A 17,914-nucleotide genomic window follows, 5' to 3' on the forward strand; every position below is an offset into this window, starting at 1 on the left:
TTATTAAAATGGAAAACTTAAAAAGAAAGACCGTTGCAATATTAGCAACTAATGGATTTGAAGAAAGTGAATTAAAAGAGCCTAAGAAAGCTTTAGAAGCAGCTGGTGCAGAGGTGCACATTGTGTCTTTAGAATCTGGAGAAATAAAATCTTGGAATGAAGGTAATTGGGGAAAAACGTATAAAGTAGATAAAACTTTAAAAGAAGTATCTCAAGAAAACTATAACGCATTGATGTTGCCTGGTGGAGTTATAAACCCAGATGTATTGCGTGATAATGCAGATGCAGTTAGTTTTGTAAAATCCTTTTTTGAGCATCATAAACCTGTAGGTGCTATTTGTCATGGACCTTGGTTATTGGCAGAAGCGGATGTTTTAAAAGGGAGAAAAATAACTTCATATAGCTCTATTAAAACAGACCTTATAAACGCCGGAGCAAATTGGGTAGATGAAGAAGTAGTTGTAGATAAGGGTTTGGTTACCAGTAGAAACCCTGATGATTTACCTGCATTTAATGCTAAGTTAGTAGAGGAAGTATATGAAGGTAAACACAAAGGTCAAATGGCTTAGTTTTATCTTTTAAATAAAACGATTATTATTGATAAATAAAAAAAGAAGCGCAAATTTAAATTTGCGCTTCTTTTTTATGATAATCTTTAACTATTTTAATCTAAACAAAAATCTTTACTAAAAAATTAAATGAAGACTACTCTGGTTGAGGAGAATATTTAATGTTTTTTTGAAGAATAACTGCATTAGGAATGGTTATTAATTCTTTTTCTAGCGTTCTTAGCGTGATAAAAAATGCACCAATATCTCTAATTTCGCCAGTAATATTATTATCTTTTTCTAAAATAGTAATAGTATCTCCAATTTTTACGGGGTAATTTATAAATAAAATTAAACCCGCAGTAATATTAGAAAGAATAGACCATTGCGCAAAAAAAGCAATACCTAAAATGGTTAAAAAAGAAGAAACGTAGACTAATAATTGTTTCTCATCTACACCCCAAACAAAAGATACAAATACAATTATGGTAATGTAAATAAGCACTGAAATTATTTTATTAGTTAAAATAATTCTGGCTTTTTGAAACCCAAATTTCAGTTGAATTTTTTTTAAAGAATTGGTAATTACAAAGCGAATAAAAAAAGCAACAATTAAAATTGCTAGCGAGGATATAATTTTATAATTGTAAAATTCCATAATTATAGTATTTAACTAAATACAGCTTTTAAGGCAGTTGCATCTCCAGGTTTTAGCTTTCCTGCTAAAACTAAACTTAATTCTTTACGTTGTAAAGCACCTTCGTAGCGTGTCTGTTCTAAATCTGTTTCTGGTCTAATTTGTGGAATTGCAACAGGTCTTCCTGTTTCATCTACGGCAACAAACGTATAAATACCTTCGTTTACTTTAGTTCTAGATCCAGATTGTCTGTCTTCTGTCCAAACATCTACATATGTTTCCATAGAAGAGTTAAACGCTCTCGAAACTTTAGCTTCTATAGTAAGCACACTTCCAACGGGTACTGCTTTGCTAAAAGCAACATGGTTTACAGAGGCTGTAACTACAATTCGTCTAGAGTGTCTCCCTGCAGCAATACTACAAGCTCTGTCCATTCTGGCAAGTAATTCGCCTCCAAAAAGGTTGTCTAAATAATTGGTTTCACCGGGTAAAACTAAGTCGGTAAGTATTGTTAAAGATTCTTTCGGCGTTTTTACTTCCATCAAAAAATATTTTTTTTTGCAAAGATAGTAATCGCTTCTTAAAAAATGAGTTTTAAAAATGTTAAAGAAAAGTAGTGTTAATCTAACTTTTCAACAAGCAACCAAGCATCTTTAGATACTGTTTTTTGAATTCTATAAAGGTTATTAGTAGCTTCATTACGGTTAGTGTAACTATTAAAAGTAACTTGTGTTAACCCCCATTTATTAACGCCAATTATTTGAGCATCAAATCCTTTTGCTTTTAATTCTTCTACTCTTTTTTCTGCATTTTCTGCAAATTGAAAAGCTCCAGCAATAATATGAAAAGGTTTTGCTACTTCTTTAACAACATTTAAGTTAATAGTAGGTAAAGGGTTAGAAATAACAAAAGTAGCCGATTGTATTTTTTTCTGAATTGCTTTTTCTTGATTTGCTAAATTTTCTTTTTGTAGATTATTTTCATAACCATTATAACCAGCAAAACCCAACGTTAGTAAAATAGCTGCAGTTGCTGCGTATTTTATAAATGCAGGTATTCCTTTATTTTCTTCTTTTACAGGAAGAGGGTTTAAAGGTTTTACTTGTTCTTTAAATCTAGAAATAGCAGAAGAAGTTACGGTATCTAAACCAAAAGATTCTGTTAAATAGTTAACAGCAGTATTTGGTTCAAAAATAATTTGTTTTTCTTCATTTAAAGACAAAATACCTAAACTATCAATTTGTACAACTTTAGATTGCAATTCATTTTGCCACTTAATTACAGATAATGAAATAGCAGTAGATGCTTTTGTAAAAGAAATATTTTCTGCAGAAGCAATATAATTAGCTAATAAACCATCATTGTGTTTTAACAAGCTGTTAAAAGTAACCTGTTTAGTTGGTGGTGTAAAAGTATGTGTAAAATTATTGGTTTTTGCACCAATTCTATTAGTTACAAATCCTCCAAAATCAGGTACAATTACGCAATCGTATCTGTACAGTAAATCGTTTATGTAAGTTGCTAAATTCATTGTAGCAAATATAGAAATTAAGCCGTTTTGTAAAAGAATTTCTTAACAATTTTATTAACAAATATTTTATATATTGGTATTCAAATTGTTACAAAATTGAAAGAAGAAAAATTATTAGCGATCTTAAGATTACAAAAGAGCAAAGCAATTGGCGATATTTTAGCCAAAAAACTCATTGTAAATGTGGGAGATGTAGAACAGGTATTTAAAGAAAAGACAGCGATACTCTCAAAAATTAACGGAATAGGAGGTCATGTTTTAAAACATTTGTTCGATTCGAAAAATATAGAATTAGCGCAACAAGAGCTAAAATATATTCAAGATAATAAGATTTCTTATACTTATTTTTTAGAAGATGATTATCCTAAAAATCTTCAACATTGTATAGATAGTCCTATATTATTGTTTAAAGATGGAAACTTAGATTTTTCTAACCAAAAAATTATTTCTATCGTTGGTACCCGAAATATTAGTTCTTACGGACGCGATTTTTGCAATCAATTAATTAAAGAAATTGCAGTTTACAACCCTATAATTGTAAGTGGTTTTGCGTACGGAGTAGATATTTGTGCACATAAAGCAGCAATAGAAAACAACTTGCAAACCATTGCTGTTTTAGCACATGGTTTAGAGCAAATTTATCCGAAGGTACATAAGAAATATATAAACCAAGTAAATGAAAATGGCGGTTTTTTAACCGAGTTTTGGAGTGAAGAAACTCCTTTAAGAGAAAATTTTTTAAAAAGAAACAGAATTGTTGCGGGCATATCTAAAGCAACTATTATTATAGAATCTGCCTCAAAAGGAGGTTCTTTGGTTACAGCAGATATAGCGAATTCTTATAATAAAGATGTTTTTGCGGCTCCAGGCAGAACCACAGATATTTATAGTAGAGGTTGTAATAATTTAATTAAAAATAACAGAGCGCACTTGCTAACTTCTGCTTCAGATATTGTAAAAATGTTAAATTGGGATGTTCAAGAGAAAACGAAACCAATTCAGAAACAATTGTTTATAGAATTAAACGAGAAAGAGCAAAAAATTCATGATTTATTACATGAAAAAGGACAACAATTATTAGACGTTATCTCATTAGAATGTAATATTCCTATTTATCAATTATCATCTATTTTGTTGCAAATGGAATTAAAAGGCGTAACAAAACCTTTGCCAGGAAAGATGTTCGAACTTACTTAATAATGCTTATTTTTGATGAAAATCTGAAGTAAAGATGGCGGTAGAGAAAAAATTGATGTCCAGAAAAAAACCAACATTTCCCGTAAATGAAATGCTTGGTGCTTATTTAAAGAACTATAATAGAAATATAAAGATTCCTCTTTATTATGATGATTTATTACGTTTTCAAGGATCAATAACTGTCTATGATAAGAATGATGAAGACACTTTATGGGTAAGAACCTACTTTTCTCAATACGAAAGAGAAGAGATTGATAGAAATTTAAAGAAAATTTACACAAGGTTGCATTCCGATGGTAATGATGATAGCATTCCGTATTTAAACATAGATGCTATAGATTATTGTACGTTTGGTAACTCTAAACCATTTAGAATTAAAGTTAGAAATATCTTAAATGATAACTTTACCTATTTTTATGTAAAAAAGGCAGATGCTTCTCGTATTTATGGTTTAGAATTAGAGCATATTCTGTCTCCCCATAACATGAACTTTTTGGTATTTAAAGACACCTTAATAGAAGAGCACATTGCAGGTATACCTGGAGACGATTTTATTAGAGACATTTTACCAGGCTGTACCGAGTTAGAAAAAGCACAAATAGCCAAAGAATTTGTAAAGTTTAAAGAACGATGTTTAATCCGTTTATTGGGCGATATGCGTTCGTACAATTACGTAATTACACCAATTCACGATTTTGACCAAGTTATCTATAAAATAAGAGCTATAGATTTCGATCAGCAATCTTTTGAAGGAAACTTAAAAGTCTACAACTTACAGTTTATGAAAGAGAACTTTAAGATGGTAGAAATGGTTGGTAAAAAACTACAAAATAGCTCTATAGATCAATACAAAATAGAAGAACGTTCCTTTATGGCTAAAAGGATGATTACCGCTCCAAGAAGAACTGCCCGTTTAATAAAATGTATGAAAGCAGATACTATTTCTTACCCAAAAAACGTAGCGCTTCTAAAAAAGCAATTAATTAAATATGTAGGAGATGTAGAGTTTAAAAAATGTAATAATATGGGTGAGATTTTAGAAACTATTCTAGCTTTTGTTAAGCGTAACTATTTAGATATTAGTAATAAAGAGTTGTTTTAGAAGCTATTTCCTGCTTTCCGTTATATCTTTTTTTGAAAAAACAAAAAAAGGATGCCACTTCAATCAGGGCTAAACTTGTTTGTAAACTATTTTACTAAAGGAATTACAAGCATTAGTATCTAAAAGAAAGATTCTGAAATAAAAAAAAAGGACGTAAAAATTAATTTACGTCCTTTTTAGTTGGCATTATTTTAATATTACCAAGCCCCAATAAAATGACTTCCTGTTGCGTTTACTAACTCAGCACCTTTAGCTACAGCACCACTTTCAGTATCTACAACATAAATGTTTCCGTTTTGGCCAACAGGCGCTTGTGTTAAATAGATTTCATTTCCATCAACCGCAAAACCTTGGTATTGGAATAAGTAAAAATCTGGATCATAAGGAATATCTTCAATTTTTACAGCTGTTTTAGCATTTAAATCTACCAAAGCAAAAAATCCTTGAGCTCCTGCTAAACCATCCGCAGAAGCTTCATGACGATACGCTAATACTGCTTTTCCGTTTGCTGCAGGTCTCCAAGCAAGAACATAAGCTCCTGTTACGCCTAAAGCATCGTCTAAATTAAAGTCGTAAGAATTGTCATATTCATTATTAGCTCCAATTTTTAAAATATGAGAACCTTCTGGATCACTTTGGTTTGCTTGGTAAACACTTCCGTTATATTCAAAAGCATTAATACTTCTGTATCCGTTTGTGTTTCCATGTCCTACAGTAGAAGTGATTACTGTTGGGTTGTCTAATGATGGATAATCTAATACAATTGTCTTAGAACCTAAAATTTCGTAATCACTTTCACTTTCTACTGTAGTCGGATTTACTTTACTTAAACGAGCTCCGATATATAATTTATCTCCTGCTGCATTTAAAGTTGGCATGTCAATTCTAGAAAAATAATAACCTGCAGCTTCTTCTTCTGCACTTAAAGGAACAACGTGTTCTTTAAACTGAATTATTGATGAGTTTTCTAAATCTAAAGTAACAACACCTATAGTCGCTTCTGTGTTTGTATAAACATCATCTGTTGCATCATCTGGTGTTCCGTTATCATCCACTTGGTGTTCTGTAGATACGTATACTGCAGATCCTGTTTTGTCACCGTCAAATAATTTTATCCATCTTGGTGCAGTTCCTACATAAGGAGCAATACTTATAGATGTACCTTGTGGTGTAAAATTTTGACCACCTTCTACAGTATACTTTGTGTAATTACCACCAGTATCTCCTGCATAACTAATGTTAAAAATAGTGTTCCCGTTTTCAGAAGCTTGTAATCTAGCAGTTCTATTAGAAGGTGCTATAAAACCATTTTCGAAAGGATCTATAGACACTGTTGGGTCTTTTGCATCTTCACTAGATACACTATAAATTAATGTTCCTCCATTTCCATCTCCTGGTGCATCTCCCATTTTTGCTCCAGCAATTGTTATCCATCTAGTAGCATCTGGTTCTGGGGTATCAATTGGATCATCGTTGACATCTTCGCTACATGCCGTAAATAGGCCTAAAGATAATACAAGGGCTAATGCTTTGTGGTTTAAAAAAAATCTTTTCATTTTTATTTTATTTAGTTAAATTTATTGATTGTGTAATTTAATTTTATGTAAAAAGCTCTACCTGGTTTTTGTACAGATAAATTATCGAATACAGGTTTGTCAAATATGTTTTTAATATCGAAACTAGCAACAAGTTTTTTGTTTGGAAAAGAATAACTCACACCAAAATCTTGAGAAAATTGTTTCGGTACTTCAAAAAAATCATTACCAACTGTATTAGAACCCTGTGGTACTAAGTATGAAAACTCATCTGTAAAGTACATCGAGTAAAATAGGTTTAGTCTAGATTTTTTCTGTATCAAATCTTTAAAAGAGTAGCGTAAACTACCATTCATGGTAAAAAAAGGTGTGTTTGGTACATCTATTTCTACATTGCTATTTATAATTTGTAAATCGAAACGAGACACGTTAAAATTTACTCCAAAATTTCTATCATACGTGTAATTTAATTGTGCATCTATCCCTTTAGAAGTTGCGGTTCCTTGGTTTACGTATACAATTAATTCGTCATCAACATTAAAAGATGTTTCTATAGGTAAACCAATTCTGTCTTTAATGTTTCTTGTAAATACATTGGTAGAGATAGAGAAATCATGGTCTTTTATGTTAAAGGTTCCAAATCTAAAACCTAAGTTATAGTTGTTACTTTGTTCTGGTTTAATAGTTGGGTTTGCTACTACGTTATCACCATCATTACCAAAAACTTCAGTTTCATCTGGTAAACGAACAGCTTTTTCCGCAGAAGTTAACAATGTAACTTTTGGAGAAATAGCATAAGAAGCTGCAAAACCGTATCCGTCTTTTTTGTTATTACTACTTATAATTTCATCAACGATACTTTTGTTTCCGTTTGTATCTGTTTGTATTTCAGGATCTATACTGGTGGTTTTTTGTTGATAATGTTTTCCAAATATGCTTGTTCTTAATCTATTATCAAAAGCTTTAAATTCATAGGTTAAAGAATAGATGTTTTTGTCAATATTTCTTGTGCCTTTAAAGGTGTTTTCTAATACCGAAACTAAAACATCACTGTCTTCTCTGTCAACTCCGCTGTAAACGTGGTTTACTAAAACTTTATGTTGATCATTAAAATCATAAGAGATACCAGATCTAATAGAAGCTACTTTTCTTTTAATTTTAGCTAATGTTGGTCCTCCTTCTTGCTGAGATCCCCAAGTATATTTGTATTCGTTACCTCTAAAGTCTATTGCCTTTTCTCCGGTCCAACTATAAGCCCAAGCAACTGTATCGCTAATAGCACGGTTTCTTTTTCCATACAATCCGTTTATTTTTACATCTAACCCTTTGGTAAAAAGATTTGTCTTTTGATAAGTTATGTTTGCTAACAAAGCATCTGATTCTAAAAAACGATCTTTATAGGGTGTTATAGTCATAAAAGCACCATGTTGTACCTCTTTGTAATCACTAGAAGCATTAAAGCCAACCAAAAACTGGTCTGCCCATTCTACATCTGTAAAACCAACTTGAAAAAGTCCTCCAGTAGATTTATAAGCATCATTAAATCTTTTGGCAGTAATTGGGGTTTGCACGCCTCCTAAACCTGTATCTACAACACTTCTTCCAGATACTTTGTAGTTGTTATCTGAGTAATTATGAAAAATAGCAGATTTTACTGTAAATCCAGATTTTTCAAAACGATATAAGCCATTTACGTTAGTTTGTAGGGTGTTAAATGAACCATAAGAAAGAGATGCGTTTAAATTTGTTTTAACGTCATTATGTAGTACAATATTAATGGCACCTCCTAAAGCATCATCTGTTAAATGCCCAGGAACGACTCCTTTATACACTTCAATATTCTTTATCATGGAAGGAGGAATACTATTTAGGTTGTAGGAAGAACCATACATAGAACTAGGGATTCCATCAATAAAAATTCTTACAGCATTACCTGATAATCCATTTAAACTATAACTAACTTCTGATCCCAAGCCACCATTTTGACGAATTTTTACACCAACTGTAGTGTTTAATAAATCGTTTGTTTGAACATTTCTAAGACTTGCTTCTTCGGTTTTTATAACATTTACAGCAAAACCTTGGGTCTCTTTTTTTGTTTCTTCAGTTTTGGTTGTTATACGGACTTCTTCTAACTGATTTTTTATACTTTCTAATAAAACAGTTACTTCTTTCTTTTTAGCATTAAGTTGAACAGTAATTGTTTTAGATTTTGAATTTAAAGAATGGAATTGAATTTTATGAGTTCCGTAAGGAATTGATTTTATGTAGAATTCTCCATTAAAGTCAGTAACTGTTTCTTTATAAAAGTTATTTCCTTTTATAACTACAAAAATATCGATACCTGGTTCATTGTCATCTACTTTTACTTTTCCGTAAAAATCACCTTCTTGACCAAAAGCAGTGTATGATATAAGTAGCAGTATAAGTGTTTTAAAAAAAGATGGCATTTGTTTTATTTTTCGACAAATATAATATTATTTATAATTAGTCTAAATAAACTTAATGGATTTAAGGAATTATTTTTTTTATGCTACTTTTAGGATGTATGTGTTAATTTTTAGGTGTTTATAATGATAATAATTAAAAAAATACACGTTATTTTTAATGATTCTATATAGTGTGTTTTTAGTTTTGTTATTTTATAAGCACAATTATCCTTTTAAAAATAGCTTTTTTTATTTTTTAGGAGATACAGAAGGCTAGGTTAATTTGTAGTGTTGTGATAATAAGGATTATTGAATCTATTTTTTCATTTTACAAAAAATATAAACTAAAATGGTAGCAAAACTAACTTTACATAATATAATTGCTTCTGTGGTAAAGCAATGTATTTATCTAAAACAGCAGAGGTGCTTATAAAAAATGTTGATAAAAGTAAGAGGGTAAGTTTTTTACACGTGAGTTTTTCATCTATATTTTTAGATGTTAGTAAAAAGCTTAAAGGTTTATTGTTTCCATTCTAGTGTTTCTACTAAACGTAAAATGTCTTTTTTTACATAATCTACAGCAGGTAAAATGGAATCGTAGTTTGGTTTGGCGTAAAAATACAAGGATCCTTTTATAAAATTTTTGGTACTATCTGTTATGTGAAATTGAATTTGAGAGGCCGCATTACCAGTTATATAATACATGCTACCAAACACTCTTTTTTTAGGATTCACAAAATCTTTTGGAATAATTTGTTCTGCTTTTATTGTATGTTTAAAAACCAGTTTTTCTGCTTCTGTTAGCAGTTCTTTAATGTTATTTTCTACAGGTCTATATGTAATGTCTATCGAAGCTTTTAAATTAGGGTATTTTATGGTTAGCCAATTGTTAGGGTCGTCATAAACTTTTGTATTTTCTAAAATATCAAAAGAATAAGGTCTTTCTAAATCTAATTTTTTGTAGGCTTTTGTAGGGTATGTTAAACTTAAATATCCTTTTGGTTTTGGTAGAACATCATCTTTACAAGATAGAAATAGAATTGTAAGAATTAATAGAAAAATATTACGCATTTCGTGTGGCTTTAACTTGTTTAATGCGTTTTTTATCTAACGCTTCTATAGTAAACGTATAATTTTTAAAGTTTATTTTCTCTCCTTTTTTAGGGAATTTACCAGAAACTTCTAAAATAAAACCAGCCAAGGTTTCACTTTCTCCTTTTTCTTCTTCAAATATATCTTCATCCTCGTCATCTAAAATCTTGCAGAAATCTTTAATACTTGTTTTACCTTCAAAAATATAATTGTTAGCGTCTATTTTAGAATAATGTAAATCTTCATCATCAAATTCATCATTTATATCGCCTACAATTTCTTCTATTACATCTTCTAGAGTAACTAAACCGCTTGTTCCTCCATACTCATCTACAACAACTGCTAAGTGATTTTTTTTCTCTCTAAAATCGACTAATAAATCATCTAATTTTTTGTTTTCTGGCACAAAAAAAGTTTCTCTTAGTAGTGCTTGCCACTTAAAGGTTGTTTTATTTAAATGAGCTAATAAGTCTTTAGCGTATAAAACTCCAACAATATTATCTATGTTGTCTTTATAGACTGGGTTTCTAGAGTAGCCATTTTTTAGAATTTTGTCTAAAACTACTTCGTAGGATTCAGTATCAGAAAGCGCAAATATATCTATACGAGGTACCATAATTTGCACGGTTTCTGTATTTCCGAAGTTTACAATTCCTTCAAGAATTTTTTGCTCATCTTTTGTGGTTGCACCTTCAGAAGTTAACTCTAGTGCCTGGGATAGTGTTTCTACCGAAAAATTAGAATTTTTACTACCTAATTTTTTTTCAATCCACTTTGTTAATGTAATTAATGGTAAACTAAAAGGTGTTAATAGTATGTTTATGGCATGTATAAACTTAGACATTGTTTTAGAAAAGCTAAGCGCATTTCTAGAAGCGTAGACTTTTGGTAAAACCTCTCCAAATAAAAGTATTAGAAAGGTTACAAGAACAATTTCTAATAAAAATCGGGTAGGAATTAAAAACGAAAATAGCTCTAGTTTAAAATCGAAGCTACCAAATAAGGTTTCTGCCAATGAAGCAAATAATAATACAATTAAGATATTTATAAAATTGTTGGTTATTAAAATTGTGGCTAGTAATTTTCTAGGTCTTTCTAATAAACTAACTACTATGTTTTGGTCTTTTCCGTTGTTAGAAAGTTCGTTTAAATCGGTTTGTGAAAGTGAAAAGAAGGCAACTTCTGCTCCAGAAACTAATGCAGAACTTATAAGTAAAACAATTAGAAAAACTGAATTAAACGTAGTTACAAAATCTATTGAGGCAAATAATGAGAATAATATTTCGGGATCTGGGTCCAATTGTTATAAGTTATATTAATTAAAATGGTAAATCATCGTCTTCTTCTGGTGTAGCAACACTTTTTGGTGCTGGGGCAGAAGCTTTAGATTCTTGTGGTGCCATAGGGGTTGAGCTATCTGTATTTTTCTTGGTAGAAAGCATGGTCATTTCATTTACATGAATTTCTGTAGAATAACGTTTAACGCCATCTTGTTCCCATTGTCGGTTTCTTAATTTACCCTCAACATATACTTTATCTCCTTTAGATAAGTATTTTTCACACACTTTTGCCAAACCATTTCTTACAACAAGGTTGTGCCAATCGGTAGAGGTAACTTTTTCTCCGTTTTGTTTGTTTGTGTAACTTTCACTGGTTGCTATTGGAAATCTACCAACACAATTTTGATCATCAAAATAATGCATTTTAACATCATCACCTAGATTACCAATTAAAATCACTTTATTTATTGTTCCTGCAGCCATGGCTTGTGGGTTTTAAATACAAAAGTACTAAAAATATCAATTACTTTTCATTTTGAAAAGCTTCTAAAAAATTTGCAATTAAAATAGGAACAGGGTATTTTTCAATTTCATTCCATTTTATAGTTGTTTCGGCAGTATTTGCAGTTTCTACAATCCAGAATTGAGTATATAAATGTTGATGAGATAATTTATGAACAATTTCTTTTGAGTTAAAAAGTGAAATGGTGGTTTCTAAAGGAAATAAATTGATAAATTCTTCTGCTGAAATTAATTCTTCCTTATTAATAATTTTTTCACTTTCTATTAACGGAAATTGGTATAAACCTTGCCAGATTCCTTTACCTTTTCTTTCTGATAAAATAGTTTTATCATCATCGGTTTTTATCACAAGAAAATTAAAATATCGTTTTCTGACCTTTATTTTCTTCTCTTTTACGGGCAATTCTTTGGTTAACTTTTTTTCTAAAGCTACACAGCTATCAGAAAAAGGGCAGGTATCACATAATGGATTTTGAGGCTTGCAGTGCAATGCTCCAAAATCCATAATAGCTTGGTTATACGTTCCGGGTTGTGTTTCATCAATTAATGATTGTGCCAAAGCTTTAAACTCTTTAATTCCTGCAGTTGAATTTATAGGTGTATTTATTCCATAATAACGAGAAAGCACTCTGTAAACATTACCGTCTACAACTGCGGTTGGCTCGTTAAAACAAATAGAAGCAATAGCAGATGCGGTATAATCTCCAATTCCTTTTAGTTTTATAATCTCTTTATAGGTAGTTGGGAATTCGCCATTAAGTTCGTTTGCAATTTGTTTTGCAGAAAAATGTAGGTTCCTTGCTCTAGAATAATATCCTAGACCTTGCCACATTTTTAAAACGGTACTTTCATCTGCTTTAGCGAGGTTAAAAACAGTTGAAAAATCTGTAGTAAATTTTTGATAATAAGACAAACCTTGGGCAACTCTTGTTTGTTGTAACATGATTTCTGATAACCAAATAAAATATGGATTTTTGGTTTTTCGCCATGGTAAATCTCGGTTATTTTGTAAGTACCAGTGTATTAATGTTTTATGGAATTTCAATTTTTAATAGATTTTATGTTAAAATATAGTGTTATGTTAAAATTCATATTGCGTTTTAACTAATTTGGTAATTATTAACATTATCGTTGTTAAAATTAGCATTTATCTTGCTTTATTAACAATTAATTATGATGTTTACATAAATTAATTCAAATAGAATATAAATGAAATTAAAAACAAACTTTATTCTAACGCTGTTTTTAGCGTTTGTGGTGCAAATGACTTTTGCGCAAGATAAAAAAATCTCTGGAACTGTTTCAGATAAAACAGGTGTTCTACCGGGGGTTTCCGTTGTTAATAAAACATTAAAAAAAGGTGTAGAAACTGACTTTGATGGTAAATTTACTATTATCGCAAATAATGGAGATGTACTTGTTTTTAGGTACTTAGGAATGAAAACCATAGAGAAGGTTGTTAATGGAGATACTGTTAATGTAATTCTTGAAGAAGATGAACAGTCTTTAAATGAAATTGTAATTACAACTGGTTATGATAAAATCAATAAAAAATCTTTTACAGGTGCTGCAAGTACTATAAGAATGGAAGATGTAAAAATTGATGGTGTTATAGATGTTGCTAGAATGTTAGAAGGAAGAACACCTGGTGTAAGTATACAGAATATTTCTGGTACTTTTGGTGCTGCTCCAAAGATTACTATTAGAGGGTCTTCTTCAATATTTGGTAATAATGCTCCATTATATGTTATAGATGGTGTAGTGCAAGAAGATATTGTGGAGGCTAATTTAGATCAGTTATCTTCTGGAAATGCTGAAACTTTAATAAGTTCTTCTATTGCAGGTGTAAATGCAAATGATATAAGAAAAATTGATATTTTAAAAGATGCATCTGCTACATCTCTTTATGGAGCGCGTGCAAGAAATGGTGTTGTTGTTATAACGACAAAGAGTGGTAGAAAATCATCTCCCTTAAAAGTAACTTACTCTTTAGAGCAAACAGTAAGAGATTTACCATCTTATTCTCAATATGATATTTTAGATTCTAAAGAGAATTTAAGTATTCTAAAAGAATTAGAAGCTAAAGGATTCTTAGAGTTACCGAGTGTAGCGCAAGCAAGATATGGAGGGGTTTATGCTATTATGGCAAATAGAACAAATACGTATAATCCTGAAACTGGAAGGTTTTTACTTGAAAACACACCAGAAGCTAGAAATAGTTTTTTACAACAATATGAGTTAGGGAATACAGATTGGTTTAAAAAACTGTTTAGACAGTCTTTAACTCAAAATCATTCTTTAAGTTTTTCTGGTGGTGGAGAAAAGAGTGCAATGTATGCTTCTGTAAGTTTTTTTAATGATCCAGGGTGGTCTGTTGCAGAAAACGTAAATAGATTAACATTTAATTTAAAAAACACTTTTTACTTTTCAGATAAATTTAATTTAACACTGTCTTCTAATGCTTCTATAAGAGAGCAAAGAGCGCCAGGAACATTTGAGCGTCAGACAGATAATGTTTCTGGAGATGTTTCTAGAGATTTTGATATCAATCCATTTAGTTATGCTTTAAATACTTCTAGAACTTTAAGACCAAGAGATGCTAACGGTAATTTGGAATATTACCGTAATAACTGGGCAGATTTTAATATTTTAGAAGAAATAGAAAATAATTATATAGATTTAAATTTAAGAGATATCCGTTTTCAAATAGATGCTTCATATAAATTATCAGAACATATAACTTATGATTTTAATTCTGCTGCTAGATATGTAAATAGTGTTAGAGAACACAATGTAAAAGAAAACTCTAATGTTATAAAAGCATATAATGCGAATGAAACAACTATAGTAAGAGATGCTAATATCTTTTTATTTACAGATCCAGAAAATCCAAATGCTACTCCTGTGCCAGTTTTGGGAGAAGGAGGTATTTATAATAAAAACGACAATTTTTTAACTACTTATTATTTAAGAAATAGTTTTAATTACAATAATATATTTAAGGACAAACATGAGTTAAATGTTTTGTTAGGGCAGGAGTTGAGATATGTAGATAGAAGTAGCACAGATTTTACAGGTTATGGTTTACAATACGAAAATGGATATGTGCCTTTCACGGATCCTAGGGTATTAGAGAAAATAATTACTGAAGGTGATAATTATTTTGCACTTAACAATGAAAGAGAAAGAACAGTTGCTTTTTTTGGTAAAGCTACTTATGGTTATGATGATAGATATATATTTTCTTTAACAGGAAGATATGATGGTTCTAATAGACAAGGGCAAACATCAAGTTCTAGATGGTTACCTACAGGTTCTGTAAGTGCTAAATGGAATGCTACCAATGAAGATTTTCTTCAAGATTCTAATACTGTTAGTAATTTAGCGGTTAGAGGTTCTTATGGTTTAGTAGCAACGCCAGGTTCTGCTACCAATGCTGCAGCAATATTTCAAAGTTTAATTAGCAATAGATTAATTCCTGGAGACAGAGAAACATATCTAAATATAAGTGATTTACAAAACTCTGAATTGACTTGGGAAAAACAATATGAATTAAATCTTGGACTAGATTTAGGATTATTTAATAATAAAGTGTTTTTAACAGCAGATGTTTATTTTAGAGATATTTTTGATAACGTAGATTTTGTTAGAACTTCTGGTATTGGAGGACAATTTATAAAACAAGGTAATAACGCAGATGTTACTACAGATGGTTTTGAACTTGGTTTGACGACAACCAATATAGATACAGGAAATTTTAAATGGACTTCATCTTTAAATGTTTCTTATTATGATCAAAAAATAACAAAACTAGAAAATACGCCTATTGCATTAGGTTTAGTAGATCAAACAGGTGGTAATATAGAAGGATACCCAATTAATTCATTGTTTTCTTTTAAGTTTGATGGTTTAGATAGTAGAGGTTTTCCAACATTTGGACTTCCAGAAGGATCTGATGTTACAACAGGGGTTGATTTTCAAAATTCTGTAGATGTTACAGATTATTTAGTTTTTGAGGGGTCTGTAGATCCTAATATTTCTGGAGGTTTTTCAAATAATTTCAAGTATAAAAATTGGAGTTTAGATGTTTTAATAACTGGGTCTGGTGGTAATAAAGTGCGTTTAAACCCTTTATACTCTAGTCAATATTCAGATTTAGATGTTTTTTCTAAAGATTTTGTAAATAGATGGACGGTTCCTGGAGATGAGAATTTTACAAATATTCCTGTTATTGCTAGTGCACAACAACAAGCAACTATTAATAATTTAAATGTAGCTTACAATGCTTATAATTATTCAACTGCTCGTGTTGCAGACGGAGATTTCTTAAGAATGAAAAACATTGCTTTAGGGTATTCGTTTAATAAGCAATTAACCGATAAACTAGGTCTTTCTTCTTTTAGCGTAAGATTTCAAGGTACTAACTTGTTCCTAATTTATTCAGATTCTGCATTAAATGGACAAGATCCAGAGTTTTATAATACAGGGGGTGTTGCTCTTCCTATAAGAAGACAATTCACAATGTCGTTAAATCTTAGTATATAATTAATCTTAAAAAATAAAACATGTTAAAAAATAAATTTAATATTTTACTTTATATCTTCATTTTCTCTTTTTTAGGGTGTGAAGGTTATTTAACCGAGCTACCGGATAATAGGACTAATATTGATTCTGCAGATAAAATAGCAGCATTAACTACAGGGGCTTATACGGAAGCAAACTATATGTTAATAGCAGAGTTAATGTCTGATAATGCAAGTGAAAAATTTGTAAATGGAGGAGATCAATTAGATCTTGAAATGTATCAATGGCAAGATTCTAATTTAGAAACAGACAGAGATGCACCAGTATTCTTTTGGAATAATACATATGAAGCAATTGCTCAAGCAAACCAAGCCTTAGCGTCTATAGAAGAACTTTCTGGTTCTATAAATTTAGATGCACAAAAAGGAGAAGCACTTTTAGCAAGAGCGTATGCACATTTTATGTTAGTAACATTTTGGGGAAAAACCTATAATCCTGCTACAGCAAGTTCAGATTTAGGAGTGCCTTACGTGATAAGTCCAGAAACAGCATTAATACAAGAATATACAAGAAATACAGTACAAGAAGTATACGACCTAATTGAAAAAGATTTAACAGAAGGTTTAAGGCTTGTAAAAAATGAATATAAAGAACCTAAATTTCATTTTACCAAAGATGCTGCCAATGCATTTGCAACAAGGTTTTATTTATATAAGGGAGATTGGGATAATGTAATATTATATGCTTCTAAAGTTATTTCTAATCCACAAACAGAGATTAGAGATGACGTTGCGTATGGTAGTTTATCTTATTCAGAAACAGCTAGAACATATGGTAGTGCTTTAGATAGAACAAATTTATTATTAAGTTCAACTTCATCTTTATGGGCACGTAAGTTTGCGAGTTCTAGGTTTGGTTTAAGTTCTAATCTTGCAAGTCAATTCTTTTTTGGAGGTAGTGGAAATCCTTTTGGTAAAGCTTGGGCTTATAGAGTATTTGGAAATGATGAGGTATATAACTTACCAAAATTTGATGAATATTTTAAAATAACAAATCAAAGTGCGGGTACAGGTCTACCTTATTTAGGTATTGTTTTATTTGATAAAGATGAAGTTTTATTAAACAGAGCAGAAGCTTATGCTATGAAAGAAAATTATGCAGCATCTTTAAGCGATTTAACATCTTTTTTATCATTAAAAACTGCAAACTTTAATGCCGCAACAGATATACTAGAAGAGTCTGATCTGACTTCTAGATACCCTGTAATAGAAAATGAGTTTACGCCGTTCTATACTTTAAATGATACGCAAACATCATTTATAAAAGGTATTGCAGATTTTAAAAGAAGAGAATATTATCATGAAGGTTTGAGATGGTTTGATGTAAAAAGATTTCAATTAGAAGTTACACATTCATTTAATAACTCTCCTATAGTATTAACAAAAGAAGATAAGCGAAAAGAATTACAAATACCATTAACAGCACAAAATTTTGGTGTAACACCTAATCCTAGATAA

The 17,914-nt window shown here is 30.5% G+C and carries 14 protein-coding genes; 5 read left to right on the plus strand and 9 right to left on the minus strand.

The features are described from left to right. Positions 1-8: 8 nt before the first annotated feature. The gene (locus KV700_RS12670) at positions 9-569 is read left to right on the plus strand and encodes a type 1 glutamine amidotransferase domain-containing protein (RefSeq protein WP_218598099.1); all 561 of its coding nucleotides are present in this window, start codon (positions 9-11) and stop codon (positions 567-569) included. A 136-nt stretch (positions 570-705) separates the two neighbouring features. Here the strand turns inward: KV700_RS12670 and KV700_RS12675 are convergent, their stop codons facing one another. The 3 genes from KV700_RS12675 to KV700_RS12685 all read right to left on the minus strand — a co-directional run bounded on the left by KV700_RS12675 (position 706) and on the right by KV700_RS12685 (position 2,716). Then, the gene (locus KV700_RS12675) at positions 706-1,206 is read right to left on the minus strand and encodes a mechanosensitive ion channel family protein (protein ID WP_166383372.1); all 501 of its coding nucleotides are present in this window, start codon (positions 1,204-1,206) and stop codon (positions 706-708) included. 11 nt (positions 1,207-1,217) lie between these two features. Continuing rightward, complete coding sequence (locus tag KV700_RS12680; protein WP_166383370.1) at positions 1,218-1,727, minus strand: acyl-CoA thioesterase; 510 nt, start codon at positions 1,725-1,727, stop codon at positions 1,218-1,220. Between the two features lie 77 nt (positions 1,728-1,804). Then, a complete protein-coding gene (locus KV700_RS12685; protein WP_218598100.1) occupies positions 1,805-2,716 on the minus strand; it encodes an SPOR domain-containing protein in 912 nt (303 codons plus the stop codon). 96 nt (positions 2,717-2,812) lie between these two features. Here KV700_RS12685 and dprA point away from each other — a divergent pair, with 96 nt between their 5' ends. After that, complete coding sequence (dprA, locus tag KV700_RS12690) at positions 2,813-3,913, plus strand: DNA-processing protein DprA (protein ID WP_218598101.1); 1,101 nt, start codon at positions 2,813-2,815, stop codon at positions 3,911-3,913. Between the two features lie 34 nt (positions 3,914-3,947). Continuing rightward, positions 3,948-5,015 carry a hypothetical protein gene (locus KV700_RS12695; protein ID WP_166383364.1) on the plus strand — a complete coding sequence of 356 codons (1,068 nt, stop codon included), beginning with the start codon at positions 3,948-3,950 and terminating at the stop codon, positions 5,013-5,015. A 197-nt stretch (positions 5,016-5,212) separates the two neighbouring features. Here KV700_RS12695 and KV700_RS12700 read toward each other — a convergent pair whose 3' ends face one another. From KV700_RS12700 to mutY, 6 genes are all read right to left on the minus strand, one after another. Continuing rightward, a complete protein-coding gene (locus KV700_RS12700) occupies positions 5,213-6,571 on the minus strand; it encodes a hypothetical protein (protein WP_218598102.1) in 1,359 nt (452 codons plus the stop codon). An 11-nt stretch (positions 6,572-6,582) separates the two neighbouring features. Then, complete coding sequence (locus KV700_RS12705; RefSeq protein ID WP_218598103.1) at positions 6,583-9,000, minus strand: TonB-dependent receptor; 2,418 nt, start codon at positions 8,998-9,000, stop codon at positions 6,583-6,585. A 498-nt stretch (positions 9,001-9,498) separates the two neighbouring features. Next, a complete protein-coding gene (gene gldD, locus KV700_RS12710) occupies positions 9,499-10,050 on the minus strand; it encodes a gliding motility lipoprotein GldD (RefSeq protein WP_218598104.1) in 552 nt (183 codons plus the stop codon). Further along, entirely contained in the window at positions 10,043-11,371 is a 1,329-nt protein-coding gene (locus KV700_RS12715) for a gliding motility-associated protein GldE (RefSeq protein ID WP_166383356.1), read from the minus strand. Before KV700_RS12715 ends, gldD begins: the two co-directional genes overlap by 8 nt. A gap of 19 nt (positions 11,372-11,390) precedes the next feature. Beyond that, positions 11,391-11,834 (minus strand): single-stranded DNA-binding protein, encoded by a 444-nt coding sequence (locus KV700_RS12720; RefSeq protein ID WP_218598105.1) that lies wholly within the window; start codon positions 11,832-11,834, stop codon positions 11,391-11,393. Positions 11,835-11,874: 40 nt separating this feature from the next. Next, a complete protein-coding gene (mutY, locus tag KV700_RS12725) occupies positions 11,875-12,918 on the minus strand; it encodes an A/G-specific adenine glycosylase (RefSeq protein WP_218598106.1) in 1,044 nt (347 codons plus the stop codon). A gap of 164 nt (positions 12,919-13,082) precedes the next feature. Between mutY and KV700_RS12730 the strand changes: the two genes are divergently transcribed. Continuing rightward, positions 13,083-16,418, plus strand: coding sequence for a SusC/RagA family TonB-linked outer membrane protein (locus KV700_RS12730; protein ID WP_218598107.1), 3,336 nt, complete (start codon positions 13,083-13,085; stop codon positions 16,416-16,418). Positions 16,419-16,438: 20 nt separating this feature from the next. Then, positions 16,439-17,914 (plus strand): RagB/SusD family nutrient uptake outer membrane protein, encoded by a 1,476-nt coding sequence (locus tag KV700_RS12735; RefSeq protein WP_218598108.1) that lies wholly within the window; start codon positions 16,439-16,441, stop codon positions 17,912-17,914.

The organism is Polaribacter sp. NJDZ03, assembly GCF_019263805.1.
Taxonomy (GTDB): Bacteria; Bacteroidota; Bacteroidia; order Flavobacteriales; family Flavobacteriaceae; genus Polaribacter.